We start from the raw sequence: 25,276 nt of genomic DNA, 5'->3' as shown, positions 1-25,276 counted from the left end.
ACTGTGATGGTTGTCGGCACCGCACAACAACGGCCGTTGCGACGGGCCGCCGATGACCGGTGGTCAGGCGTTCACTCGGTACGAGGCGATGGCCTGCTCGTAGATCTCGGTGACCCGGTCGCGTTCGCTCTCGGGGCCGATGGCCTGGATGACGTGGTAGCGGCCGTCGACGATCATGGCGAGGTTGCGGACGTACACCTCGCGCCCGCCGCTCTCCTGCCAGGTGAACTGCCCCTCGGCCATGGCCTGTCGGCCGACGTCGACGCGGCGCACACCGGAGGACGAGGACCAGCTGGAGTCCCGGAACGGCTGGAGCTCGGGCTCCTTGTCCCGCTGGTAGGCGAGCGGGTCGCCGCCGCCCGCCTTCACCGTGTCCCGGCCGGGCACCACGAGCAGGGTGAACCCGTCACTGCCGTAGCGGATCTGACGGTCCGCGTTGGCGGGGCTGCGCTGCCAGTCCTCCGGTACGCCGACCTCGAAGCCCTCCGCGTCCTTGCGGAGCACGTAACCGGGGGCGAGCGCCACGGCGGAGCGGCTGGTCTGCGGCTGCTGGGATCCGGTGTCACCGGTTCCGCCGGTTCCCTCCGTGCCGCCGCTCTCGCCCGCCGACTCGGACGGCTGAGGCCCCCGGGAGGCGGCGGAACCGGTAGCCGAACCCGGCGCACCGCTGTCCGTTCCGGGCTCCTGCTTCGGCATGAACACCACCGCGTACGCGACGGCGGCGGCCATCAGCAGCAGGATCAGGACGAGCAGCAGGCGGCCCAGCCTGCGGGGGGACGCGTCCTCGTCCCTGCGCGGCGGTTCGCGCAGCACCCGGGGGCCCTTGGGCGCACGCGGCACGCGGGCGGGGCGGTCCTCCTCCCAGGACTCGACGGGCCTGCGCGCGGTCCGTTCGGGCGGCAGCGGCGACAGGTGCCGGTCCGGCTCCACGCCCCCGCGCCGCTTCGGCGGCCGCTGCCGCTTGCCCTGGCGGTGCCTGCCGTGCGCCGCGCCCCCGCCGAAGCGGCCCCGGCGCCTGCGGACCAGCTCGCCCCGGCGGCGCACGACGGGGAGCCGGGTGGCGTCGGCCGCGGGCAGCGGGACGACGTCCGTACCCGCCTCCGGCTCCGGCGCGGACCGTACCAGCGAGCGCAGCCAGCCGCGCAGCTCCTCGAAGTCCGGCCGCTCCGTGGGGTCCTGGCGCAGCAGAGACTCGACGACGGGCCGCAGCGGACCGCACTCCTCCGCGAAGGCGGGCGGCTCGCCGCACACCATCTGGACCAGCTCGGCCGCGTTCTCCTCGGGGTAGGGGGCGTGGCCCTGGACGGCGCGGAAGAGCAGCGCGCCGAGCGCCCACAGGTCGGTGGAGGGGCCGATCGGGGGCGCGAGCTGCCAGTTCTCATGGACCGGACCGGCCTGTTCGGGAGCCCAGCGTTCGGTGACGGCCCCGACGACGGCGATCCGGGCCTGGCGGGCGCGTTCGGCGGCGAGCGGGGTGGCGGGGCCGCGGTAGACGGCGGGCTCGCCGCCGCCCGCGACGGCGTCCTCCCAGGCCCGGGGTGCGGTCCGGGCCGCCGGGAGCGCCGCGGCCCGGGCGAGCGGCTTCGAGACCGGGACAGGCGGACCGGGCCGCCGGGAATCGGCGCGCAACGCGTCCTCGCCGGAGCCGCCCGCGGAGACGGGCCGCCCGGAGCCCGGCCCGTCGTCCCAGGTCCCGGTGAGGTGGACGCGGCGCCCGGGCGGGCGCGGCCCCTCGTCGTCCTCGTCGTCCTCGTCGTCGTAGGGGTGGTCGCCTTCGGGGTAGGGCTCCTCGGCGGAGCTGCTCCAGGGGCGGGTGAGGTGGGGGCCGGTTCCGGGGGGTACGCCAGCGCCTGCTGCGCCGACGTCCGCGCTGTCGCCGTCGGCCTCCGCCCGGGAGGCGGGCGGCGCCTTCGTGAGGTCGGCCGAAACCTGTCCGGTCGACGCGGGGCCGGTCGACGCGGGGCCTGCCTGCTGCTGATCCTCGGTAACCCGGGCGGCGGCGCGCGCCCCCGCCCGGTAGGCGGCGATGGCCCCCGCGCGGGCGGCCCGCAGCTGAGCCGCGCTCGCGGCACCCGGCTCGGCGGGCGACGGCACGGGGGCGTACGGGACGGCGGGGGCGGCAGCACGCGGAACAATCGTCTGCCCGGCCTGCGGCGCCTGGGGCTCCAGGGGCTGGGGCTGGGGCTCCCGGGACTGGGGCTCCCGGGACTGGGGCTCCAGGGGCTGGGGCTGGGGCTGGGGCTGGGGCTCCCAAGGCTGCGGTTCCCGGGGCTCGGGCGCAGGCTGGTGCTGGGATTGGGCCTCGGCCCCTCCGGCAGTGCCGTACGGCTCGTACGGCTCCGGGGACTCGCCGGCCCGCTGCGGCGCGTACCCCTGTGGCAGCGGCGGAACGAACAGCTCCCGGTCTCCCCGGCCTTCCCGCCCGTCGCCGCTCTCCGGGCCCGGCGGGAGCGAATACGCGCCACCGGGGTCCGTCGAAGGGGCCGCCCCGACCACCGGGATGCCCTGGGTCGTGGGGCCGCCGGTCACCGGTTCGGCGTCGGGCTGCGGTGCGGGGGCGTAGCCGCAGAGCGCCTCCTCGGCCGCGCCCGCCGCGAGGCCGGTCAGCATGACGCGCCCGTCGTCGCAGACCAGGACCGTGCGGACGGTGATGTTGCGGTGGGTCCAGCCGTGGGCGTGCAGCACCCGCAGTGCGGTCAGCACGTCGGAACCGATCTCAGCGGCCCGGTAGGGGTTGAGGGGGCGTTCGGCGAGGAGAGCAGCCAGCGGACGGGCCGCGACCAGCTCGCTGACTATCCACAGCGAACCCGCCTCGGCGAACACGTCGAAGACCTGGTCGAGCCGAGGGTGGTCCGGCACCTGGGCCGCCGCCTGCGCGGCCTCGATCGCCCTCCGGACCGCGGGGTCCGTGCTGCGGCGCACGGCCCGTCCGGTGGCGCGCCCCGACGCCGAGGGCAGTCCGCCGCCGTCGAGCACCTCCGCGTCCACGATCTCCGGCAACAGCACCTGGCGGACCAGGACTTCCTGACCGCTGTAAGTGTCGAACGCCCGGGTTTCGACCAGTTCGTACCCGTCGGACGGAGGCAGCGGAAGGCGGTAGCGGTCGGCAAGCACCCGACCCGCGTAGTCGTCCACGACGCCTCCCCAGAGCGCGCTGTCCCCCGGCCACCAGGACCGCACGAATCCGTCAGTTACGGTCATTTGGCGGGCAATTGACCTACTGTTCCGGCTGCGTACGGTCTCCGGCGTCTTACGATACGTGGCAACGCGCGCCGACGGGCCGGGTCGCACCAACCCGGCCCGCGCAAACGTTTCGCGGCTGCTGGCCGTTCAGCCCGTGGGCTTGAAGGTCGCGAACGCGGTCTCGCGCAGCGTCCGGCACTCGTCGCCGTCCCACTCGTCCACCTTGCAGCTGATCATGATCGAGTAGCCGCGCTTGGCGTCGACCTTGAAGCCGCGGTTCAGCACCCGGACCCGGACGCCGTCGTGGCTGCGCTCGAAAGTCCAGTCGGCGACGGTCGGATAGCCGTTGTACTCGACCTTCTTTATGCTGCCGTGCTTGTAGTTGTCGCTGAGGACCTTGGCACTCGCGACCGCCCCGCGCCAGGCGGCGGCCGCGTCGTCCTTGGGCGAGCTGTTGAAGTCGACCTGGACCCGGGGGAAGCCGCCCCGCTCGGCGTTGTAGATGCCGCCGGAGTTGGCCCCCGCTATGGCGGTGCGCTTGAAGTCCCCCGGCATCGCCATGGTGAAGCGGAAGCGGCTGTCGGTGACCGTTTCGTACCCAGCGGGCAGCGCGTCGCCGCCCGGCTCGTCCGCCCCGGGGTCCTTCGACTCCTTCGACGGATCGCCGGAGTCCTCGCCGGGCGGGTCCTCGGAGGCCCGGCCGTCGTCCGAACCCTGGCCCTCCTTCTGGCCGTCGTCCTTCTCGCCGCCCGGACCGCTGCCCTTGTCGTCGCCCTTGTCGTCGTCGGCGCCGCCGCTCGCGGCTCCGGCCGAGGCCGCGGTGTCGCCCTTGCCGCCCTTGTCCCCGTCGTCACCGCTGAGGGCGATCGCGAGAATCGTGCCGAGGACGGCCAGGACGACGACGGCCGCGATGATCGCGAGGGTGCGGCGGGGCACCACGTCGGTGATCGAGGCGCGCGTGGAGGCGGGCGAGGACGGCGGCCGCTGCCCGGGTACGGAGGCGCTCGAAGCCATCGCCGTCCGGGGGGCGCCCCCGGGAGCCTTCGAGGCGGCGGCGGACGCCTTGGCACCCTCACCGGCCACCCCCGCCTTCCCACCGGAAGCGCCGGGAGCACCGGGAGTGCCGGGAGCACCGGGAGTGCCGGAAGCGTTTCGGGACCCCCGGGCGGAAGTCCCGGGCGGCGTGGCGGGCTTCGGCGGGACAGCGGGAGAACCGGTGTCCGCTGCGGCCGGGGAGGCCGCCGCTCCGGCCACCGCCGCACCCGCGGCCGCGCCCTGCACGGCCTTCGAGTTGCGCACGGAGCGCAGGGCTCCGCGCAGCCGGTCGCGCGTGCCCTCGCCGGACTCGCCCGATCCCGTGGCCTGCTTCGGCGGCCTGGGGGCCCTGGCCGGCTTGACCGCCTTCTTGACGGCCGTCTTCTTGACGAGGGGGACGGCAGCGGGCGCCGATGGCAGGGCCATGACCTGGGTGGAGTCGGCGGGGGCCGGCACGGGGACGTCGGGGGCATTGATCACGTCGTTGAGCAGCGCCCGCGCACCGGCGTCGTCGAGGCGCTGATCGGGGTCCCGGGCGAGCAGCCCGTAGATGACCTCGGTGAGCGGACCGGCGTTCTTCGGCGGGTCGAGCGGTTCGGTCATCACGGCCGTGAGGGTGGCGATGGCCGAGCCCTTGTCGTACGGCGGGCAGCCCTCGACGCTCGCGTACAGCAGTCCGCCGAGGGACCACAGGTCGGCGGGCGGCCCCGGCTTGTGGCCACGGGCCCGCTCCGGCGAGATGTACGAGGGGGCGCCGACGAGCATGCCGGTGGAGGTGACCGAGGGGTCGCCCTCCACCTGGGCGATACCGAAGTCGGTGAGGACGACGCGCCCGTCCTCGGCGATCAGTACGTTGGACGGCTTCACATCCCGGTGGAGGATGCCCTCGCGGTGCGCCGAGCGCAGCACGTCGAGGATGGCGAGCCCGACCTCGGCGGCCCGCTTCGGCGTCAGCGTGCCGTCCTCGCGGATCGCTTCGGCCAGTGACTTGCCCTCGATGAGCTCCATGACGATCCACGGGCGGTCGTCCTCGTCGACCACGTCGTACACGGTGACCGCGCTGTTGTTGCGGATCCGTGCGATCGCCTTCGCCTCACGCAGGGTGCGCGTGATCAGCCGGCGCTTCTCGTCCTCGTCGATGGACGACGGGAACCGCAGTTCCTTGACCGCCACCGCGCGGCCGAGCGTCTCGTCGTCGGCGCGCCAGACCGTACCCATGCCGCCCCGGCCGAGCACCTCACCGAGCCGGTAGCGCCCCGCCAGGAGACGACCTTCCTTGTCCCGTTGGGGCTCCCGTGCCTGCTCCGCCTCCGACATGCGTCCCCTCTGCGATCAACCCGCCCTGGCAGAGCGTTCATTGTCCCTCACCCCGGGACCGGCCCTGGTCCCGGGTCCGGGGTCCACCGCGATGCGGTCCGGCCGGTGGACAACCCTTCGCCCTACCGACGCCCGGGAGACCGTCTGCCGTTCCCCGAAGTTCTCGGCGTGTCCGCAGCCCGCCCCTTGCAGCCGTGCGTCCGCCCGGCGAACCACACCCCACCCCCACAGCCTCCTACCAACCCCGCCTCTCCGTCCAGGGCCGCCCGCCCGGGCCCGCGCACGGCCCCGGGCCTCAGCTCCTCAACTGCCGGGCGCCGCGAGGCCGATGGCCGACGACACTGCGTACCACCCGGGATGGACGCGATGTCCGGATCAGATCGGAACGATGTCCGGAGCACCGAGCCGGGCCGCGTCCGCCGTCAGGTCGTCGGGCTGACGCTGCGATTCGCGCTCGGCCTCCACCCGCTTCTCGTAGTGCCGGACCTCCCGGTCGATCTGCCCCTCGTCCCAGCCGAGCACCGGCGCCATCAGCTCCGCGCAGAGGCGGGCGCTGCGGGTGCCCCGGTCGAAGGTCTCGATGGAGATCCGGGTGCGTCGGGTCAGCACGTCGTCCAGATGCCGGGCGCCCTCGTGCGAGGCGGCGTAGACGATCTCGGCGCGCAGATAGTCGTCGGCGGCGGGCAGCGGTTCACCCAGGGAGGGGTCGGCCAGGATCAGTTCCAGAATTTCTTCCGTCATTGAGCCGTACCGGTTGAGCAGATGCTCCACCCGGGCGACATGGAGCCCGGTGCGGGCCGCGATCCGCGCGCGGGCGTTCCACAGGGCCTTGTATCCCTCGGCTCCCAGCAGGGGGATGTCCTCGGTGACGCAGGCGGCGACCCGCTGGTCGAGCCCGTGCACCGCCTCGTCCACCGCGTCCTTGGCCATGACCCGGTACGTCGTGTACTTGCCGCCCGCCACGACGACCAGCCCGGGGGCGGGGTGGGCGACGGTGTGCTCGCGCGACAGCTTGCTGGTGGCGTCCGACTCACCGGCCAGCAACGGCCGCAGGCCGGCATAGACGCCTTGGACGTCGTCCCTGGTCAGCGGGGTGTTGAGGACGGAGTTGACGTGCTGGAGGAGATAGTCGATATCGGCGCTGGAGGCGGCCGGGTGGGCCTTGTCCAGATCCCAGTCGGTGTCCGTGGTGCCGATGATCCAGTGCCTCCCCCAGGGGATGACGAAGAGGACGGACTTCTCGGTGCGCAGGATGAGACCGGTGGAGGAGTGGATGCGGTCCTTGGGGACGACGAGATGGATGCCCTTGGAGGCCCGGACGTGGAACTGTCCGCGCTCGCCGATGAGGCCCTGGGTGTCGTCGGTCCAGACGCCGGTCGCGTTGACCACCTGCTTGGCCCTGACCTCGTACTCCTTGCCGCCCTCGACGTCCTGCACCCGCGCGCCGACGACCCGCTCGCCCTCGCGGAGGAAGCCGATCACCCGGGCCCGGTTGGCCACCTGGGCCCCGTAGGAGGCGGCGGTGCGCACCAGCGCGGTGACGAAGCGGGCGTCGTCCATCTGGGCGTCGTAGTACTGCAACGCGCCGACCAGGGCGTCCTTCTTCAGCGCGGGGGCGACGCGCAGGGCGTGGCGGCGGGAGAGGTGGCGGTGCACGGGCAGGCCCCGGCCGTGGCCCGAGGAGACCGACATGGCGTCGTACAGCGCCACGCCGGAGCCTGCGTAGAACCGCTCCCAGCCCTTGTGCTGCAAGGGGTAGAGGAAAGGCACCGGCTTCACCAGGTGCGGGGCGAGCCGTTCCAGGAGCAGGCCGCGCTCCTTGAGCGCCTCGCGGACCAGGGCGAAGTCGAGCATCTCCAGATAGCGCAGCCCCCCGTGGATCAGCTTGCTCGACCTGCTCGACGTGCCGGACGCCCAGTCGCGGGCCTCGACCAGGCCGGTCGAGAGTCCTCTGGTGGCGGCGTCCAGCGCCGTGCCCGCTCCGACCACGCCCGCTCCCACGACCAGCACGTCCAGTTCGCGCTCGGCCATGGCGGCGAGCGCGGCGGTGCGCTCGGCGGGTCCCAGTGTCGCTGTCCTCACTGCTGCCTCCCGGTGGATCGGGGTGGTCGGACACGGGAGTGCCACCCGGCCGAGGGGCCGGCCGCCCGTGTCCACCCCTCGATTCTGTCCGTGCTCCCCGACTTCAGCCACCGCCTGTGGACAACACCCGGGCATCCGGAATCACACAATGCGACATATAGGTCATATTTACGCCTAGTCTGACATTGCGCTGTCCACAGCAGTTGCGATCTTCACCCTCCGGTCTTAGGGAAGGACGGTTTCGACATGCCCGCAGACCTCGCCGTCATCGGACTCGGCCACCTCGGACTGCCCCTCGCCCAGGCCGCCGTGACCGCCGGAATCGACACCGTCGGCTACGACCCCGACCCACGCCCCTACGCGGAGCTCAGAGCGGGCCGCAGCCCCGTCGAAGGCACCCTCACCGCCTCCGAGGTCCGCCGCATGCTCTCCGGCGGCTTCCGGCCCACCACGAGCGCCGCCGAACTGGGCCGGGTCCGTACCGCCGTGATCTGCTCCCCCGCCCCCCTCGGCGCCGACCGCACCGTCGACCTCACCGCCCTCGGCGACGCCGCCCGCGCCCTGGCCGCCCGGCTGCGCCCGCACACCACCGTGCTGCTGGAGTCCGCCGTACCGCCCGGCACCACCGAGAACTTCCTGCGCCCCCTGCTCGAAGAGGGCTCGGGGCTCCTCGCCGGACGCGACTTCCACCTCGCCTGCTCCCCCAGCCGGCTGGACCCCGGCAACCGCACCCACACCCTGGCCAACACCCCCAAGGTCATCGGCGGCCTCACCCCCGCCTGCACCGAGTCGGCCGCCGCGTTCTACGGACGCCTCACCGACAAGGTCGTACGGGCCCGGGGCCCGCGCGAGGCGGAGATGACGAAGGTGCTGGAGACCAACTTCCGGCACGTCAACATCGCGCTGGTCAACGAGATGGCAGTGGCCTGCCACGACCTCGGCGTCGACCTCTGGGACGTCATCAGGTGCGCCGAGACCAAGCCCTTCGGCTTCCAGCCCTTCCGCCCGGGGCCCGGTGTCGGCGGCCACGGCGTCCCGGTGGACCCCGGCTGCCTGCCCTACAGCACCCGCACCCCCGGGCACCCGTTGCGCATGGTCTCGCTGGCGCAGGAGATCAACGACCGTATGCCCAGTTACGTCATCCAGCGCTGCGCCACCCTCCTCAACGAGCACGGCAAGTCCGTCCGAGGTGCGCGCGTCCTGCTGCTCGGCGTCACCTACAAACCGGACAGCGCCGACCAGGAGGCCGCCCCCGCCCGGGAGATCGCCACCCGGCTGATGGACATGGGCGCCCAGATCGGCTACCACGACCCGCACGTCCTGGACTGGCGGGTACGCGAACTCCCCGTCCCGCGCGCGGACTCGCTGTACGAGGCGGCCGCCGCGGCCGACCTGACCGTACTGCTCCAGCAGCACCGCACCTACGACCTCCAGGGCCTCGCGGTCAAGGCCCAGTTGCTCCTGGACACCCGCGGAGCCACCCCGGCGGGGGCCGCGCACCGGCTCTGAGGCGGGGCGGGCCGCCGCGGAATTCACCGGTGACCGTTTCCGGGACGTACTGCTACTGTGCGGCGTCACAGAGCGCACGGACGTGCGCATCTCGCGCACACATACGCATCTGCCCCAGGGGGAGTCCCACCGTGAGCCAGCCCGTGCCGCCGCCGAACCAGCCCCAGCAGCCGTACGGCGGCCAGCCGCAGCCGTACGGCGGCCAGCCCGCGGAAGGCAACCCGTACGCGAGCCAGCCGGGCCAGCCCACCGCCCCGGCCGGCAACCCGTACGGCCAGCAGCCCCCGGCCCCGACCGGCAACCCCTTCGCGGCCCAGCAGCCCGGCCAGCCCGGCCCGTACGGCGGGGCGCCCTTCGCCCCGGCTCCCCCGCCCGCCCCGGCCCGCAACAACATCGCGCTCGGCGTGCTGGTCGCCCTGGGCGCGGCGATCGTCGCAGGCATCCTGTACGGCGTGATCGCGGGCTCCATCGAGCGCGAGGTCGGTTACGCGGCGATCGGCGTCGGCTTCCTGACCGGCTTCGCGGCGAGCAAGGTCGGCGGCCGGAACCCCGCGATCGTCGCGGCCGCGGCGCTCTTCTCGCTCGGCGCGGTCTACCTCGGCCAGCTCGTCGGCATGTCGATGGTGATGGCGGACGTGGCCAACATCCCCTTCTCCGAGGTCTTCGTCGACCACTTCGACACCGTGACGAAGATCTGGAAGGAAGAGTCCGACTTCATGACGTACCTCTTCCTCGCCCTCGGCCCGATCGCCGCCATCGGTGGTGCCAAGAAGGCGGGCTGACGCCCCGTACGACCATGCGGAAGGGCCCGGACCGTGACGGTCCGGGCCCTTCCGCATGTGCTGCGGGACGGGTCAGCGGCGGTGCTGGGAGTCCGCCACCGTCACCTCGACGCGCTGGAACTCCTTCAGGTCGCTGTAGCCCGTGGTGGCCATCGCGCGGCGCAGGGCGCCGAAGATGTTCATCGAGCCGTCCGGGGTGTGCGAAGGACCGGTGAGGACCTCCTCCGTCGTCCCGACCGTGCCGAGGTCGACCAGCTTGCCGCGCGGCACGTCCTCGTGGACGGCCTCCATGCCCCAGTGGCGGCCGCGGCCGGGCGCGTCCGTCGCGCGGGCCAGCGGGGAGCCCATCATCACGGCGTCCGCACCGCAGGCGATGGCCTTCGGCAGGTCGCCGGACCAGCCGACGCCGCCGTCCGCGATGACGTGCACGTACCGGCCGCCGGACTCGTCCATGTAGTCGCGGCGGGCCCCGGCCACGTCCGCGACGGCGGTGGCCATCGGGACCTGGATGCCGAACACGTTGCGCGTGGTGTGCGCGGCGCCGCCGCCGAAGCCGACGAGGACACCGGCCGCGCCGGTCCGCATCAGGTGCAGGGCGGCGGTGTACGTGGCGCAGCCGCCGACGATGACCGGGACGTCCAGCTCGTAGATGAACTGCTTCAGGTTCAGCGGCTCGGCCGCGCCCGAGACGTGCTCGGCGGAGACCGTCGTACCGCGGATGACGAAGATGTCCACCCCGGCGTCGACGACGGCCTTGGAGAACTGGGCGGTGCGCTGCGGGGAGAGCGCGGCGGCGGTGACGACACCGGAGTCGCGCACCTCCTTGATGCGCTGCCCGATCAGCTCCTCCTGGATGGGGGCGGAGTAGATCTCCTGGAGCCGGCGGGTCGCGGTCTCGGCCGGCATCTCGGCGATCTCGTCCAGCAGCGGCTGCGGGTCGGCGTGCCGGGTCCACAGCCCTTCCAGGTTGAGGACGCCAAGGCCGCCCAGCTCACCGATGCGGATGGCGTGCTGCGGGGAGACCACGGAGTCCATGGGAGCGGCCAGGAACGGCAGCTCGAAGCGGTAGGCGTCGATCTGCCAGGCGATCGAGACCTCCTTCGGGTCCCGGGTGCGGCGGCTCGGAACGACAGCGATGTCGTCGAATGCGTAAGCCCGGCGGCCGCGCTTGCCGCGCCCGATCTCGATCTCAGTCACGATGTGTGGCCTTTCCCTCTACGTCTGCGCTGACCAGTATCCCCGACACGTGGCGAAGGGGCGGTACCGGGAACTCCGGTCCGCCCCTCACCTGCGCTGATGCGTTACTTCTTACTACTTCTTGCTGTAGTTCGGCGCTTCGACCGTCATCTGGATGTCGTGCGGGTGGCTCTCCTTGAGGCCCGCCGAGGTGATCCGGACGAAGCGGCCCTTGCTCTCCATCTCGTCGACGGTCGCGGCACCGACGTAGCCCATGGTCTGGCGCAGCCCGCCGACCAGCTGGTGGAGGACGTTGGCCAGCGGGCCCCGGTAGGGCACCTGGCCCTCGATGCCTTCGGGGACGAGCTTGTCGTCCGAGGCCACCTCGGCCTGGAAGTAGCGGTCCTTGGAGTACGAACGGCCCTGGCCGCGGGACTGCATGGCACCCAGCGAGCCCATGCCGCGGTACGACTTGAACTGCTTGCCGTTGATGAACATCAGCTCGCCCGGGGACTCCTCGCAGCCCGCGAGGAGGCTGCCCAGCATCACGCTGTCGGCACCGGCGGCCAGCGCCTTGCCGATGTCGCCGCTGTACTGGAGGCCTCCGTCGCCGATCACCGGGACGCCTGCGGCGCGGGCGGCGAGCGCGGCCTCGTAGATCGCGGTGACCTGCGGGACGCCGATACCGGCGACCACACGGGTGGTGCAGATCGAGCCGGGGCCGACGCCGACCTTCACGCCGTCGACACCGGCGTCGATGAGGGCCTGGGCGCCGTCGCGGGTGGCGACGTTGCCGCCGATGACGTCGACGCCGACGCTCGACTTGATCTTCGCCATCCAGTCGAGGGCGTTGCGGTTGTGTCCGTGCGAGGTGTCGACGATCAGGAAGTCGACCCCGGCGGACGCGAGCGCCTGTGCGCGCTCCAGCGCCTCGGGGCTGGCGCCGACGGCCGCCCCGACCAGCAGACGGCCTTCGGCGTCCTTGGCGGCGTTCGGGTACTGCTCGGCCTTCTTGAAGTCCTTGACCGTGATGAGGCCCTTGAGGATGCCCGCCTCGTCGACCAGCGGCAGCTTCTCGATCTTGTGGCGGCGCAGCAGCTCCATGGCCTCGACGCCGGAGATCCCGACCCGGCCGGTGACGAGCGGCATCGGCGTCATGACCTCGCGCACCTGGCGCGTGCGGTCCGACTCGAAGGCCATGTCGCGGTTGGTGACGATGCCCAGAAGCTTGCCCGCGGGGTCGGTGACCGGCACGCCGCTGATGCGGAACTTCGCGCAGAGCGCGTCCGCCTCGCCGAGTGTGGCGTCGGGGTGCACGGTGATCGGGTCGGTGACCATGCCGGACTCGGAGCGCTTGACCAGGTCGACCTGGTTGACCTGGTCCTCGACCGAGAGGTTGCGGTGCAGCACGCCGACGCCGCCCTGACGGGCCATGGCGATGGCCATCCGGGCCTCGGTCACCTTGTCCATGGCGGCGGACAGCAGGGGGATGTTCACCCGTACGTTGCGCGAAATGAGCGACGAGGTGTCGACCGCGTTGGGCAGGACCTCGGACGCGCCGGGCAACAGCAGCACGTCGTCGTAGGTCAGCCCGAGCGTCGCGAACTTCTCGGGCACTCCGTCGACGTTTGCAGTCATGACACCTTCCCCAAATGGCCTTGATCGGTGCGGATGTCCATGCTAACGGGCTCCACGGGTGTCTCATTCCACGATCAAGATCACTTGGCCGTTCTGTAGCTTCCTACAGCGCCTCGTACGGACGTGGGCGCGGGCTTCGCTACTGCTCCGCGAGCGCCCGCAGCCTGCTGAGCGCGCGGTGCTGGGCGACCCGCACCGCACCCGGGGACATCCCGAGCATCCGGCCGGTCTCCTCCGCGGTAAGCCCGACCGCGACCCGCAGGACCAGCAGCTCGCGCTGGCTCTCCGGGAGGTTGGCGAGGAGCTTCTTCGCCCAGGCGGCATCGCTGCTGAGCAGGGCGCGTTCCTCCGGGCCGAGCGAGTCGTCGGGCCGCTCCGGCATCTCGTCGGAGGGCACCGCGGTCGACCCCGGATGGCGCATCGCGGCGCGCTGGAGGTCGGCGACCTTGTGTCCGGCAATGGCGAAGACGAAGGCTTCGAAGGGCCGACCGGTGTCCTTGTAGCGCGGCAGCGCCATCAGCACGGCGACGCAGACCTCCTGCGCGAGGTCCTCCACGAAGTGGCGAGCATCACCGGGCAGGCGGTTCAGCCGGGAGCGGCAGTAGCGCAGGGCGAGGGGGTGGACATGGGCCAGCAGATCGTGGGTGGCCTGCGCGTCGCCGTCGACGGCTCGGTGCACGAGGGCACCGATCACCGTGGTTTCGTCGTCGCGCATCGAACCATGGTGCCCTGCTGCCATACGGTCCGCTTCACCGCGTCCGGAGTTGTGCACCGAAGCGTTATGAGCGGGTGCGCCGGATGTCATCTCCTGCGCCCTCCCCTTCCGCTCGACCGAATCGTTCCCGAGGAACTCCACGACTCAAGGATGCGTCATCGGCCGGGAAGCGTCACATGGCGCCGCCGGGCAGGCGCCCGGATACGGGCTGTGGAGCCGGTGGCCCGGCTCCGTGACCCCGTCCGCCGGACTGCGGACGGGGGCGGGCCCGGGCCGGTCGGGCCGGTCGTCAGCGGACCAGGCCCCAGCGGAATCCGAGGGCCACCGCATGGGCGCGGTCCGAGGCCCCGAGCTTCTTGAACAGCCGCCGGGCGTGGGTCTTGACCGTGTCCTCGGAGAGGAACAGCTCCCGGCCGATCTCCGCGTTGGAGCGGCCGTGACTCATGCCTTCGAGCACCTGGATCTCCCGCGCGGTGAGCGTGGGGGCCGCGCCCATCTCGGCGGACCGCAGCCGACGCGGGGCGAGCCGCCACGTCGGGTCGGCCAGCGCCTGGGTGACGGTGGCCCGCAGTTCGGCGCGCGAGGCGTCCTTGTGCAGATACCCGCGGGCGCCCGCGGCGACCGCGAGCGCGACGCCGTCCAGGTCCTCGGCGACGGTCAGCATGATGATCCGGGCCCCGGGGTCGGCGGAGAGCAGCCGCCGGACGGTCTCCACACCCCCGAGACCGGGCATGCGTACGTCCATCAGAATCAGATCCGAGCGATCGGCGCCCCAGCGGCGGAGGACTTCCTCGCCGTTGGCCGCGGTCGTCACACGCTCGACGCCGGGCACGGTGGCCACCGCGCGACGGAGCGCTTCTCGGGCAAGCGGGGAGTCGTCGCAGACGAGGACGGATGTCATGACCGTCCTCCGCAGCTGATGCGCGTCACCTTGAGCCTCCAGGCTGATACAAGTCGTCACCTGTGCGGTTGACCCCCTCGGACATGTGCCCGAGCTCGTTCTCCGTCAACCGCATCCGCTCTCTTAACGATGGTCACTCGAAAGAGTTACGGGTCGGACCGTCGGGTTCGGCACTCTACGTGAAGGACCGCACACGGAGGAGAACGGCGCGGGTGATTCACCCGTCAACTGGATCTTCACTCGTTGGCGTGCCCTATTCGGCACTATTTCTTCCTTTTTGAGGGTGTCTGTGGCTAGATTCGCAATCAGTCATATTTACATCTACTAGCACCGTAGATGTACGGTCGAGACTCCGGTCACACCGACCACGACGGTCGATCGAAGAGGGCCGTCGATCACAGACGGTCGAGGATGCCGCTTCCGACGCAGCACAGCTCCGAGGGGACAAGCAATGGCAGATTTCTCCCGCCTTCCCGGACCCAACGCAGACCTGTGGGACTGGCAGCTGCTCGCCGCCTGCCGAGGCGTGGACAGCTCCCTGTTCTTCCACCCCGAGGGAGAGCGCGGCGCGGCCCGGAGCGCCCGCGAGACCTCGGCGAAGGAGGTGTGCATGCGGTGCCCGGTACGGGCCGAATGCGCGGCGCACGCCCTGGCCGTGAGGGAGCCGTACGGAGTGTGGGGCGGCCTGACGGAGGACGAGCGCGAGGAACTGATGGGCCGGGCCAGGGCCCGGCTGATCACCGCGACACCGTCGGGGACCGCCACCGGCCCCGGACGCACCTGACACCCGTACGGCACAACTGAACGCAGAAACGTTTCTTCGAGGACTTCAGCCGTCCGGCCGCGGGCGGACCGGCCGCCGGGGGACACGTGTGCCCTCAGCCGCGCCCCGGGGCCCGGGCGCTCAGCGGGCGGCCGTCCGGGCCAGCTGGTCCAGGGTGGCCGCCACCGCCGGGACCCGGGCCAGGTCGGGCAGGGTGAGGGCCACGATCTCCCGCTCGATCGCGGGCTCCACCGGCACGGTCCTGGCCCCCTTGGGGCGTACCGACTCGACGGCCAGCTCCGGCAGCACCGCCACTCCGAGCCCGGCCCCCACCAGGCCCATCACGGCCGGGTAGTCGTCGGTGGCGAAGTCGATGCGCGGGGTGAAGCCGGACTCCTCGCAGACCTCGACCAGCTGACGGCGGCAGCGCGGGCAGCCCGCGATCCACGACTCCTCGGCCAGCTCCCCGATGGACACGCTCGGCGCCTCCGCCAGCCGGTGCCCGTCGGGGACCAGGCCGACCAGCCGGTCGGTGAGCAGCGGCCGGACCACCAGGTCGTCCCATTCGCCGCCGGTGGTCCCGTAACGGAACGCCAGCGCGATATCGCAGTCGCCCTCGCGCAACAGGTCCACCGAGCGCGGCGGCTCGGCCTCGACCAGCGAGACGCGGGTGCCGGGGTGTTCGGCGCGCAGGGCGGCCAGGGCTCCGGGGACGAGGGTGGAGCTGCCGCTCGGGAAGGAGACGAGGCGGACCCGCCCGGCCCGCAGCCCGGCGATGGCGGCGACCTCCTCCTCGGCGGCGGTCAGCCCCGCGAGGATGCCGGAGGCGTGCCGTACCAGCGCCTCGCCCGCCTGGGTCAGTCGCATCTCGCGCCCGGTGCGGATCAGCAGCGTGGTGCCCGCGGAGGACTCCAGGGCCTTCATCTGCTGGCTGACCGCGGGCTGGGTGCAGCCCAGTTCGCGGGCGGCGGCGGAGAACGAGCCGGTGGCGGCGACGGCGCGCAGGACACGGAGGTGGCGGGCTTCGATCACCCCACCACCATAAGAGATTCTTGGATGCGAGGCGAATTAATGACCTACCCCTTTGAGGCATGGGCGGCTAGCGTGACGGTATGAAGCTGCTGACCGTGAACATCGGGCGCCCCCGTCCCTCCGCACAGACCGACGGCCCCGGCGGACTCACCGGGATCGACAAACGGCCGGCGGAGGGTCCCGTCGAGGTCCACGACCCCGGCCCCAAGGGCACGGGCGGCAGCGGGGTCGCCGGGGACACGGTGTGCGACCTGCGCCACCACGGCGGCAGCGACCAGGCGGTCTACGCCTTCGCCCGGGAGGAGCTGGACGCCTGGGAGCGCGAGCTGGGCGGCCGGTCCCTGCCCAACGGGGCGTTCGGCGAGAACTTCACCACGCGGGGCCTCGACGTCAGCGCCGCACGGATCGGCGAGCGCTGGCGGGTGGGCGCGGACCTGGTGCTGGAGGTCACCTCGGGGCGCATCCCGTGCCGGACGTTCGCCGATCACCTCGGGGAGAAGGGGTGGGTGCGGCGGTTCACCCAGCAGGCCGCCACCGGTGCGTATCTGCGGGTCATCGAGCCGGGCGCGGTCCGGTCCGGGGACGCCATCGAGATCGTGCACCGGCCGGACCACGAGGTCACGGCGGCCCTCCAGTTCCGGGCCGTGACGACCGAACGCACCCTGCTGCCCGCACTGCTGGCCGCCGGGGAGGCGCTGCATCCCGAGGCGCTGCGCCAGGCCCGGGAGTACACCGCGCGCCAGGGCTGAGCGGCGGGGCGTGCCGCCACCCCCCGGGACGGTGACGGGATGTCATTCACCGTAGGGTCCTGAGCTGTTGAGGGGGGAACTGGATCGGTGCGGCGTGCGTCCACCACCAGTGACCTGCGTCGAGAAGCAGTTCCAGCCGAGTGGCACGTCTCAGGGGGAGACCCATGCCCAACCCGCCGCAGCCCTGGTACACCCCGGGCCAGCCGCAGCAGCCCGTTCCAGGCAACCCGTACGCCGCGGAGGGCGGCGAGCCTCAGGGGTACGGGCCGCCGCCCGGACCTGGTTACGGGCCGCCGCCGGGGCCGCCGCCGCGCCGGGGGCGCTTCGGCCGGGCGCCGGTCGTCGCCGCGGTCGTCGCACTGGTGCTCGTGGTCGTGGCGGGAGGGGTGTACGCCGTCACCGACTGGGGACGGGACGCGCCCGCGAAGCCCGTGGCGAAGGAGTCCCCCCGGCCCTCCGGGGAGGCGTCCCCGTCCCGTACGCCCGCGGCCCGTGCCCCGGAGCCGCGGCGGATCCCGACGACGGAGGAGATCAACGCCTCGCGGAAGCCGGCGGACGCGACGGCGTGGATCGTCGACGACAAGACCGACCTGCCCAACGGGATCCACCGGCTCCACGACCTGTGGGTCGTCGGCGACACCGTCGTCCAGGCCCTGCACCGCAAGGTCGCGGCCTACCGGCTCTCGGACGGTGCCGAGGTCTGGAGCCTGCCGTTGCCCGCGGCCGTCTGCGAGACCCCGGCCAACCCCACGCCCGACGGCAGGGTCGTGCTGTTCTACCGCGAGAGCGCCCAGGCCGCGCGGTCGAACCGGTGCAATCAGATGCTGTCGCTCGACCTGAAGACCGGCAAGCAGGGCTGGCACAAGGTGCTCGGCGATGCCGGTGACCAAGGCTCCACATTGATCGTGCACAGCGCCATCAGCGGTGACACCCTCGCGATCGCCTGGGGCATACGGGCAGCCGCCTTCCGGGTCGACGACGGGACCAAGCTCTACGACATCCCCCGGGAGAACCCGGGGCAGTGCTACCCCGACGACGTGGCGGGCGGAACGCGGCTCCTGGTGAGTTCCCTCTGCGCGCTCTCCGCCGGGCGGAGCAAGAGCTACAGCCAGCTCCGCGAGATCGACCCGCGCTCCGGCAAGGTCCTGTGGCGCCACCGGACCAAGGCCGGCTGGAAGTTCGGCAGCCTGATCTCCGTCGACCCGGTCGTCTTCACCACCGAGAACGCCGAGGACATCATCAAGGACTGGCGGGTCCTGGTCCTGGGATCCAAGGGGAAGCTCCGTACCACCATCGATCCGCGGGAGAAGGGCTTCGAGCAGTGCGCCGGAGACGGTTCCGGTGGCGACATCCAGCCCTGCCGCGGCAGCACGGTCGGCAAGGGCCTCGTCATGCTGGGCGGTACCGACCGGGTCGGTACGTACGACCTGGACACCGGGAAGTTCCTCTGGGGGGTCAAGTCCGAGCAGGTCCGCAAGCTGTACCCGCTGCGCGCGGAGAGCGACAAGGAGATCCTCGTCTACGAGTCCGCCACATCGACCCTCCCGGGCCGGACCTTCCTGCTGGGCCCGGGCGGTGCGGGCACGGAGAAGACGGTCCTGCAACACCCGGCGGCCGCCGCCCCGTTCGAGTTCGAGATGTTCGGCGGGCGACTGGCCTACGTCGACGGCCGACTCGTCGTCACCCATGTGGTCGTGACCGGGAACGACGCCCGGCCCGAGGCCCGCATGCTGTCGTTCGCCCCCGCGCCGTCCTGACCGGGACCGGAGGGGCCCTGACGGGTCATGAGAGCCGCCCCCGCCGGGCCGTAGTGGCCAGGTCGGGGGCGGTTCAGGGATCTGCCCCATGCCGGGCGGGCGATCGCCCGGGACGCTGCCGCAGCGGGCGGGTGAGCCGCCGGAACGCTCGGGGCACTAACGTGCCGCGTATGACGACTGCACTGATCACGGGCGCGACGGCGGGTATCGGGGCTGCGTTCGCGCGGCGGCTCGCGGCCCAGGGGCACAACCTGGTGCTGGTGGCGCGGGACACCGCACGGCTGCGCGAGCAGGCCACCGAACTGCACGACCGGCACGGCATCGAGGCCGAGGTGCTGGCCGCCGACCTGTCCACGGACGGCGGGATCGAGACGGTCGAGAAGCGGCTCGCGGACCGCAGGCACCCGGTCGACCTGCTGGTCAACAACGCCGGGTTCGGCAACAAGGGGCGCTTCCTGGAGGTGTCCATGGCCGATGAGCTGACGATGCTGAAGGTCCACTGCGAGGCGGTGCTGCGGCTCACCTCGGCCGCCGTCGTGGGCATGAAGGAGCGCGGCCGGGGCGGCGTGATCAACGTGGCGTCCGTCGCGGCGTTCGTGCCGCGCGGTACGTACGGGGCGTCCAAGGCCTGGGTCGTGCAGTTCACCCAGGGCGCGGCGCGGGACCTGGGCGGGTCGGGGGTGCGGCTGATGGCGCTGTGCCCCGGGTTCGTCCGGACGGAGTTCCACGAGCGGGCCGGGATGGGCACGGACAACATCCCGGGCTGGATGTGGCTGGACGCGGACAAGCTGGTGGCGGCGGCGCTGGCGGATCTGGCGCGGGGCAAGTCGGTGTCGGTCCCGGACCCGCGCTACAAGGCGCTGATGGGGCTGGTGAAGGTGGCGCCGCGCGGTCTGCTGGGCGGGGTGACGTCGCGGACGGGCCGCAAGTACGGCCCGCGGTAGTTCCGGTCGGGAACGCACCGAGGCCCGGTGCCCCCGCGACGGGGGTACCGGGCCTCGGACGCGTAGCGGGCTGCCGCGCGTACCGGAGAGGTACTAGTGGGAGTGGCCGTGGCCGCCGTGACCGGCGTCGGCCTCTTCCTCGGCCGGCTTCTCGACGACGAGGGTCTCGGTCGTGAGCAGCAGCGACGCGATGGACGCGGCGTTCTCCAGGGCGGAGCGGGTGACCTTGACCGGGTCGATGACGCCGGCCTTGACCAGGTCGCCGTACTCGCCGGTGGCGGCGTTGAAGCCCTGGCCCTTGTCGAGCTCGGCGACCTTGGAGGTGATGACGTAACCCTCCAGGCCGGCGTTCTCGGCGATCCAGCGCAGCGGCTCGACGGCGGCGCGGCGGACGACCGCGACACCGGTGGCCTCGTCGCCGGTCTTGCCGAGGTTGCCCTCCAGGACCTTCACTGCGTGGACGAGGGAGGAGCCACCGCCGGAGACGATGCCCTCCTCGACCGCGGCGCGGGTGGCGGAGATGGCGTCCTCAAGGCGGTGCTTCTTCTCCTTGAGCTCCACCTCGGTGGCGGCACCGACGCGGATGACGCACACGCCGCCGGCCAGCTTCGCGAGGCGCTCCTGGAGCTTCTCGCGGTCCCAGTCGGAGTCGGTGGTCTCGATCTCGGCCTTGATCTGGTTGACGCGGCCCTTGACGTCACCGGCGTCGCCGCCGCCGTCGACGATGGTCGTGTCGTCCTTGGAGACCGTGACGCGGCGGGCCGTGCCGAGCACGTCCAGACCGGCCTGGTCGAGCTTGAGGCCGACCTCCTCGGCGATGACGGTCGCACCGGTGAGGGTGGCGATGTCGCCGAGCATGGCCTTGCGGCGGTCGCCGAAGCCCGGGGCCTTCACCGCGACGGCGTTGAAGGTGCCGCGGATCTTGTTGACGACGAGGGTGGAGAGCGCCTCGCCCTCGACGTCCTCGGCGATGATCAGGAGCGGCTTGGAGCCACCGGCCTGGATGACCTTCTCCAGGAGCGGCAGCAGCTCCTGGATGGAGCCGATCTTGCCCTGGTGGATCAGGATGTACGGGTCGTCGAGGACGGCCTCCATACGCTCCTGGTCGGTCACCATGTACGGGGAGAGGTAGCCCTTGTCGAAGGCCATGCCCTCGGTGAACTCCAGGTCCAGACCGAAGGTGTTGGACTCCTCGACGGTGATGACACCGTCCTTGCCGACCTTGTCCATCGCGTCCGCGATGAGCTCGCCGACCTGGGTGTCCTGCGCGGAGAGCGCGGCCACGGCGGCGATGTCGGACTTGTCGTCGATCGGGCGGGCGGTCGCGAGGAGCTCCTCGGACACGGCCTTGACGGCGGCGTCGATGCCCTTCTTCAGGGCGGCCGGGGAGGCGCCCGCGGCGACGTTGCGCAGACCCTCGCGGACGAGCGCCTGGGCCAGGACGGTCGCGGTGGTGGTGCCGTCACCCGCTACGTCGTTGGTCTTGGTCGCCACCTCCTTGACGAGCTGGGCACCGAGGTTCTCGTACGGGTCGTCGAGCTCGACCTCGCGCGCGATGGTGACACCGTCGTTGGTGATGGTGGGAGCGCCGAACTTCTTGTCGATGACGACGTTGCGGCCCTTGGGGCCGATCGTCACCTTGACCGTGTCGGCAAGCTTGTTGACGCCGCGCTCAAGGGCGCGACGGGCGTCCTCGTCGAACTTCAGAATCTTCGCCATGGGCTGTACTTCCCTCTCGAACGAACTGCGCCCCTCGCCACCCGGCTAGTTATTTCGCAGGGGGCCAGGGGCGCAGAACACAAGCAAACGTGGGTGAATTACTTCTCGACGATCGCGAGAACGTCGCGGGCCGAGAGGACGAGGTACTCCTCGCCGTTGTACTTCACCTCGGTGCCGCCGTACTTGCTGTACAGGACGACGTCGCCGGTCTTGACGTCGAGCGGAAGACGCTCGCCGTTCTCGAAGCGGCCCGGGCCCACGGCGAGGACGACGCCCTCCTGGGGCTTCTCCTTCGCGGTGTCCGGAATGACCAGGCCGGAAGCCGTGGTCTGCTCGGCGTCGAGCGGCTGGACCACAATGCGGTCCTCAAGCGGCTTGATCGCAACCTTGGAGCTGGTGGTCGACACGATCCGGTCTCCCCCTTCGGAGATCTCACGGGGTTTAACAGTCTGTGGGTGGCGACCAGACCGATCCGTCGTCGCGGGTGCCGGACCTGCCCTGTCGCACAGTGTGGTGCTGGCACTCTCCCGGGGGGAGTGCCAGACCTGAGACTATGACCGCGATTAGCACTCGGTCAAGCGGAGTGCCAATTCACCACCCTCGCGAGTCTCGGCCGGAGCTCTGCCCGGTCACCGATCCGGGTCACCGGCCCCGGCCCCTGTCCGGGCAACGCGGGGGCGGGGCTTTGCGTTCCGTACGACGACGAATGCGCGCTCAGCGGTTGCTGAGCGCGCATTCGGGGCCGCACACCTTCCGATCCGTACGTCGGCGAGGAGGACGGGTCAGACGTAGTCCTCCAGCTTCGCCACCGCGTACCCCTTGTCCGTGATGGTCTTCATGACCCGGCGGACCATGTCGGGCATCGAGCCCTTCCAGTCGCCCTTGCCCCGGAAGTGCGTGAGGACGATGTCGCCCGGGTGCAGGTCCCGGTCCCACTCGCGCCATTCCATGTGGTCGGGGAAGGCCTCGGCGGTCCACAGGGGTACGGCGGTGATGCCGCAGGACTTGGCGACGACGAGGGTGTCGCGGTTGTAGTTGCCGTAGGGCGGGCGGAAGAGGGTCGGCCGCTTCCCGTAGTGCTTGAGGATCTTCTCCTGCTGGCCGCAGATCTCCTTCTTCTGCTCGGCGTACGACAGTCCGGGCAGATAGCGGTGGTTGAGCGTGTGGTTGCTGATGACCACTCCGCGCTTCTGCATCTTCTTGAAGTAGCCGTAGTCGTCGTTGGTGACGTAGTCACTGATGAACGCGCTGTACGGGATGTCCAGTTCGGTCATCATCCGCAGCAGGGCGGGGTCCTTCTCCGCGCCGTCGTCCATCGTCAGGAAGACGATCTTCTCCTTGGTCGGGACCGTGGTGAAGACGGGTGGCAGCCCGGCGTCGTTCCGGACCTCGAACCCCTTGCGGGTGGTGATGCGCGGCTTCACCTTCGGCGGTTCGGGGGCCGCGAGCGGGGTCTTGGCCAGCCCCCACTTCTTCGCGGCGACGGCGCGTGCGGCCTGTTTCCGCTTGAGTTCCTCGGCGTACGAGTCCAGGGCACGGGCGGGCCCGGCCTGCGGTGCGGCCTCGCCGGGCCGCCCCCCGGCGGCGGGCTTCGCCGGACTGCCTGGGGCCCCTGCGCCGCCCCCCTCCGCCGCGCATCCGGAGGCGACGGCGGCGGCCAGCAGGGCCGCCAGCACCATCACGCCCGATCTGTGCCACTCCATGCCTGATTTTTCTTTTTGTCGTACTAGCTGCATGGCGCCGCATCCTGCCAGCCGCCCGCCCGCACCCCGCCCCGACACCGCGAGCCGATCCGCCCCGTCCCCCGGGCGGCCCACAGGGGCCCCGACCGGCGCGCCTGGCCCACAATGGACCGGGTGAACGCAACGACCCCCGCCGCCCCGTCCGACGACCCCGCCGGCGCCGCCTTCGCCGCGCTGCGCACCCCCGAGGGCGAGCAGCTGCTGGCCGAGCTGCGCGACCACGACCCCGCCGACGAGCTGGCCACCGCGACCCGGCTGCGCCGCACGCACCCGGCGGAGCTGGTCTCGGCGGCCCTGGGGCAGGCCCGGCTGCGGCAGCGGGCGGTCGCGAAGTTCGGGGCGGCCGACGCGTACCGGATGTACTTCACGCCCAACGGGGTCGAGCAGGCCACCCGCACCTCGGTCGCCGAGTACCGCGCCGCCCGGTTCGCCGCGCTCGGCGTGCGCGGCGTGGCGGACCTGTGCTGCGGCATCGGCGGCGACGCCATCGCACTGGCCCGCGCCGGGATCAGCGTCCTGGCCGTGGACCGCGACCCGCTGACCGCCGAGGTGGCCCGGGCCAACGCGGACGCGCTCGGTCTCGCCGCACTGATCGAGGTGCGGTGCGCCGACGTCACGGAGATCGACACCTCCCCGTACGACGCGGTCTTCGTGGACCCGGCGCGGCGGGGCGCGAGGGGAGGGGCCGCGCGCGGCGCGTCGGGCAGGGGCGGTGGCCGGGCGACGGGCGGGCGCATCTTCGATCCGGAGGCGTACTCGCCGCCGCTCTCCTGGGCGACGGCCGCCGCGCTGAAGGCCCCCAGAGCGGCGCTGAAGATCGCCCCGGGCATCCCGCACGAGGCGATCGGCCCGGAGGCGGAGGCCGAGTGGATCTCGGACGCCGGCGATGTGAAGGAGGCGGTGCTCTGGTACGGGGAGGGCTTCGCGCCCGGTTCGTTCCGGGCCACGCTGCTGCCGTCGGGCGCCACCCTGACCGCCCCGGCCCCGCTGCCCGCCCCGCCGGTGGGCCCGGTCGGGCGTTATCTGTACGAGCCGGACGGGGCGGTGATCCGGGCCCATCTGGTCGCCGACATCGTGGAGCGGTGCGACGGGCGGCTGGTGGACGAGACGATCGCGTACGTCACGAGCGATGGTCCGTACTCGTCCCCGTACACCTCCGGGTACGAGATCACCGATCAGCTGCCGTTCAACATGAAGAAGCTGAAGGCGCTGCTGCGGGAGCGCGAGGTGGGCGTACTGACCGTCAAGAAGCGCGGCTCGGCGGTCGAGCCGGAGGAACTGCGCCGCCGGATGAAGCTGAGGGGCCCGAACGCGGCGACGGTGTTCCTGACCCGGGTGGCGGGGGCTCCGACGATGCTGATCGGCCATCCGCTGGGCCGAGTTGAGACACCGGGCCGCGCACGGGGCTGACATACCGGCGCGCCGCCGGACCGGACCCCTGCGCCCCCAGTCGGCCGGACCCCCGCAGGCCTCAGCGGTGGCCGGGGCCGCCGGCCCGGGCGAAGGGCGGCCGCTCCGGCTCGGGCTTTCGTGCCGCGGGCGGCCGTACACCCGCGGCCACGCCACCGCCCCCCGTCCCGGTCCCCGTCAGAACGCCCACCACCCAGCGGCGGTGGGCCAGGGCCGTGACCGCGCCGATCAGCGCGGTCAGCCAGGCGACCATGCCGACGCCCATCACCAGGGCGACCAGCCCGTACGTGTGCCGCCCCGGTTCGGCGCTCGCGGGGGCGATCACGCAGAGGGCCAGCCCGGCCGCGCCCAGTACGAACGACAGCAGCAGCCAGGCGAGGCTCGCGCCGGGCCTGCGCAGGTGCCGGTCGCGCTCCGGGTCGCGGTCCAGCGCACCCCAGGCGACGAGCAGCGAGCGGACCTCGCGGTCCCGGGAGATGCCGAGGCAGACGAAGACGACCGCCGGGATCAGCAGTCCCAGACCGAGGACGAGGGCGACGAGTCCGCCGAAGAAGGCGCCGATGTCGGCGACGTCGGCGGCCTCCTGGAACATCAGGATGCCGGTGCCCAGAAAGCTCCAGCCGAGCGCGGCGAGCCCGGCCCACATCCACAGCAGCCCGAGCCGTCCCGGCCCCACGTGCATCTTCACCAGCTCGCCCAGGACCACCGCCCGGTCGGCGAGCATCGCCTCGCGGCCCGGCCAGGACCGGATCTCGACGGGCGGAGGAGGCGGCGGCAGCGGGGCACGTCGTGACATGCGCAAAACACTACCGACGCCGTCCG

Annotated in this window: 19 protein-coding genes; 7 read left to right on the top strand and 12 right to left on the bottom strand. The window is 72.1% G+C overall.

Annotated features, from left to right (window positions below):
* Positions 1-63: 63 nt before the first annotated feature.
* From RI138_RS20525 to RI138_RS20515, 3 genes are all read right to left on the bottom strand, one after another.
* Positions 64-3,135, bottom strand: a complete 3,072-nt coding sequence (locus tag RI138_RS20525) for a protein kinase (RefSeq protein WP_311122952.1) — start codon at positions 3,133-3,135, stop codon at positions 64-66.
* A gap of 195 nt (positions 3,136-3,330) precedes the next feature.
* Positions 3,331-5,535, bottom strand: a complete 2,205-nt coding sequence (locus RI138_RS20520) for a serine/threonine-protein kinase (RefSeq protein WP_311121092.1) — start codon at positions 5,533-5,535, stop codon at positions 3,331-3,333.
* A gap of 375 nt (positions 5,536-5,910) precedes the next feature.
* Entirely contained in the window at positions 5,911-7,617 is a 1,707-nt protein-coding gene (locus RI138_RS20515; RefSeq protein ID WP_311121091.1) for a glycerol-3-phosphate dehydrogenase/oxidase, read from the bottom strand.
* 246 nt (positions 7,618-7,863) lie between these two features.
* Between RI138_RS20515 and RI138_RS20510 the strand changes: the two genes are divergently transcribed.
* Both RI138_RS20510 and RI138_RS20505 read left to right on the top strand, forming a co-directional pair.
* Positions 7,864-9,126 carry a nucleotide sugar dehydrogenase gene (locus RI138_RS20510; RefSeq protein ID WP_096630547.1) on the top strand — a complete coding sequence of 421 codons (1,263 nt, stop codon included), beginning with the start codon at positions 7,864-7,866 and terminating at the stop codon, positions 9,124-9,126.
* A 131-nt stretch (positions 9,127-9,257) separates the two neighbouring features.
* Complete coding sequence (locus RI138_RS20505) at positions 9,258-9,908, top strand: hypothetical protein (protein ID WP_311121090.1); 651 nt, start codon at positions 9,258-9,260, stop codon at positions 9,906-9,908.
* A 72-nt stretch (positions 9,909-9,980) separates the two neighbouring features.
* Here the strand turns inward: RI138_RS20505 and RI138_RS20500 are convergent, their stop codons facing one another.
* The 4 genes from RI138_RS20500 to RI138_RS20485 form a co-directional block, all read right to left on the bottom strand.
* Positions 9,981-11,105: a GuaB3 family IMP dehydrogenase-related protein gene (locus tag RI138_RS20500; RefSeq protein WP_096630550.1), complete on the bottom strand. Its 1,125-nt coding sequence runs from the start codon at positions 11,103-11,105 to the stop codon at positions 9,981-9,983.
* A gap of 114 nt (positions 11,106-11,219) precedes the next feature.
* A complete protein-coding gene (guaB, locus tag RI138_RS20495; RefSeq protein ID WP_096630552.1) occupies positions 11,220-12,722 on the bottom strand; it encodes an IMP dehydrogenase in 1,503 nt (500 codons plus the stop codon).
* A 139-nt stretch (positions 12,723-12,861) separates the two neighbouring features.
* Positions 12,862-13,437 (bottom strand): sigma-70 family RNA polymerase sigma factor, encoded by a 576-nt coding sequence (locus RI138_RS20490; protein WP_006126954.1) that lies wholly within the window; start codon positions 13,435-13,437, stop codon positions 12,862-12,864.
* Positions 13,438-13,726: 289 nt separating this feature from the next.
* On the bottom strand, positions 13,727-14,338 hold the full coding sequence (locus RI138_RS20485) for a response regulator transcription factor (protein WP_003948568.1): 612 nt from the start codon (positions 14,336-14,338) through the stop codon (positions 13,727-13,729).
* A 451-nt stretch (positions 14,339-14,789) separates the two neighbouring features.
* Here RI138_RS20485 and RI138_RS20480 point away from each other — a divergent pair, with 451 nt between their 5' ends.
* Positions 14,790-15,122: a WhiB family transcriptional regulator gene (locus tag RI138_RS20480; protein WP_311121089.1), complete on the top strand. Its 333-nt coding sequence runs from the start codon at positions 14,790-14,792 to the stop codon at positions 15,120-15,122.
* A gap of 120 nt (positions 15,123-15,242) precedes the next feature.
* Here RI138_RS20480 and RI138_RS20475 read toward each other — a convergent pair whose 3' ends face one another.
* On the bottom strand, positions 15,243-16,133 hold the full coding sequence (locus RI138_RS20475) for a LysR family transcriptional regulator (protein WP_311121088.1): 891 nt from the start codon (positions 16,131-16,133) through the stop codon (positions 15,243-15,245).
* 80 nt (positions 16,134-16,213) lie between these two features.
* Between RI138_RS20475 and RI138_RS20470 the strand changes: the two genes are divergently transcribed.
* From RI138_RS20470 to RI138_RS20460, 3 genes are all read left to right on the top strand, one after another.
* On the top strand, positions 16,214-16,882 hold the full coding sequence (locus tag RI138_RS20470) for an MOSC domain-containing protein (protein ID WP_311121087.1): 669 nt from the start codon (positions 16,214-16,216) through the stop codon (positions 16,880-16,882).
* Between the two features lie 164 nt (positions 16,883-17,046).
* Complete coding sequence (locus tag RI138_RS20465) at positions 17,047-18,639, top strand: outer membrane protein assembly factor BamB family protein (RefSeq protein WP_311121086.1); 1,593 nt, start codon at positions 17,047-17,049, stop codon at positions 18,637-18,639.
* Positions 18,640-18,809: 170 nt separating this feature from the next.
* A complete protein-coding gene (locus RI138_RS20460) occupies positions 18,810-19,583 on the top strand; it encodes an SDR family NAD(P)-dependent oxidoreductase (RefSeq protein ID WP_311121085.1) in 774 nt (257 codons plus the stop codon).
* 93 nt (positions 19,584-19,676) lie between these two features.
* Here the strand turns inward: RI138_RS20460 and groL are convergent, their stop codons facing one another.
* The 3 genes from groL to RI138_RS20445 form a co-directional block, all read right to left on the bottom strand.
* Positions 19,677-21,302, bottom strand: coding sequence for a chaperonin GroEL (gene groL / locus RI138_RS20455; protein ID WP_096630562.1), 1,626 nt, complete (start codon positions 21,300-21,302; stop codon positions 19,677-19,679).
* A gap of 98 nt (positions 21,303-21,400) precedes the next feature.
* Entirely contained in the window at positions 21,401-21,709 is a 309-nt protein-coding gene (gene groES / locus RI138_RS20450; protein WP_003966899.1) for a co-chaperone GroES, read from the bottom strand.
* Positions 21,710-22,084: 375 nt separating this feature from the next.
* Complete coding sequence (locus tag RI138_RS20445) at positions 22,085-23,005, bottom strand: polysaccharide deacetylase family protein (protein WP_311121084.1); 921 nt, start codon at positions 23,003-23,005, stop codon at positions 22,085-22,087.
* A gap of 144 nt (positions 23,006-23,149) precedes the next feature.
* Here RI138_RS20445 and RI138_RS20440 point away from each other — a divergent pair, with 144 nt between their 5' ends.
* The gene (locus RI138_RS20440) at positions 23,150-24,454 is read left to right on the top strand and encodes a class I SAM-dependent methyltransferase (RefSeq protein WP_311121083.1); all 1,305 of its coding nucleotides are present in this window, start codon (positions 23,150-23,152) and stop codon (positions 24,452-24,454) included.
* A 61-nt stretch (positions 24,455-24,515) separates the two neighbouring features.
* Here RI138_RS20440 and RI138_RS20435 read toward each other — a convergent pair whose 3' ends face one another.
* Entirely contained in the window at positions 24,516-25,250 is a 735-nt protein-coding gene (locus RI138_RS20435) for a hypothetical protein (RefSeq protein ID WP_311121082.1), read from the bottom strand.
* Positions 25,251-25,276: the final 26 nt, after the last annotated feature.

The organism is Streptomyces durocortorensis, from assembly GCF_031760065.1.
Taxonomy (GTDB): Bacteria; Actinomycetota; Actinomycetes; order Streptomycetales; family Streptomycetaceae; genus Streptomyces.
Note: the sequence above shows the minus strand (reverse complement) of the source record. Positions and strands in the feature narration are given on the sequence as shown.

What these genes read in the sequence shown, in the direction of transcription:
- RI138_RS20440 (WP_311121083.1), top strand. Translation starts at nt 23,150, where the DNA reads ATGGACCGGGTGAACGCAACGACCCCCGCCGCCCCGTCCGACGACCCC.
- RI138_RS20520 (WP_311121092.1), bottom strand. Translation starts at nt 5,535, where the DNA reads ATGTCGGAGGCGGAGCAGGCACGGGAGCCCCAACGGGACAAGGAAGGT.
- guaB (WP_096630552.1), bottom strand. Translation starts at nt 12,722, where the DNA reads ATGACTGCAAACGTCGACGGAGTGCCCGAGAAGTTCGCGACGCTCGGG.
- RI138_RS20510 (WP_096630547.1), top strand. Translation starts at nt 7,864, where the DNA reads ATGCCCGCAGACCTCGCCGTCATCGGACTCGGCCACCTCGGACTGCCC.
- RI138_RS20470 (WP_311121087.1), top strand. Translation starts at nt 16,214, where the DNA reads ATGAAGCTGCTGACCGTGAACATCGGGCGCCCCCGTCCCTCCGCACAG.
- RI138_RS20465 (WP_311121086.1), top strand. Translation starts at nt 17,047, where the DNA reads ATGCCCAACCCGCCGCAGCCCTGGTACACCCCGGGCCAGCCGCAGCAG.
- RI138_RS20435 (WP_311121082.1), bottom strand. Translation starts at nt 25,250, where the DNA reads ATGTCACGACGTGCCCCGCTGCCGCCGCCTCCTCCGCCCGTCGAGATC.
- RI138_RS20445 (WP_311121084.1), bottom strand. Translation starts at nt 23,005, where the DNA reads ATGGAGTGGCACAGATCGGGCGTGATGGTGCTGGCGGCCCTGCTGGCC.
- RI138_RS20485 (WP_003948568.1), bottom strand. Translation starts at nt 14,338, where the DNA reads ATGACATCCGTCCTCGTCTGCGACGACTCCCCGCTTGCCCGAGAAGCG.
- RI138_RS20490 (WP_006126954.1), bottom strand. Translation starts at nt 13,437, where the DNA reads ATGCGCGACGACGAAACCACGGTGATCGGTGCCCTCGTGCACCGAGCC.
- RI138_RS20480 (WP_311121089.1), top strand. Translation starts at nt 14,790, where the DNA reads ATGGCAGATTTCTCCCGCCTTCCCGGACCCAACGCAGACCTGTGGGAC.
- groL (WP_096630562.1), bottom strand. Translation starts at nt 21,302, where the DNA reads ATGGCGAAGATTCTGAAGTTCGACGAGGACGCCCGTCGCGCCCTTGAG.
- RI138_RS20460 (WP_311121085.1), top strand. Translation starts at nt 18,810, where the DNA reads ATGACGACTGCACTGATCACGGGCGCGACGGCGGGTATCGGGGCTGCG.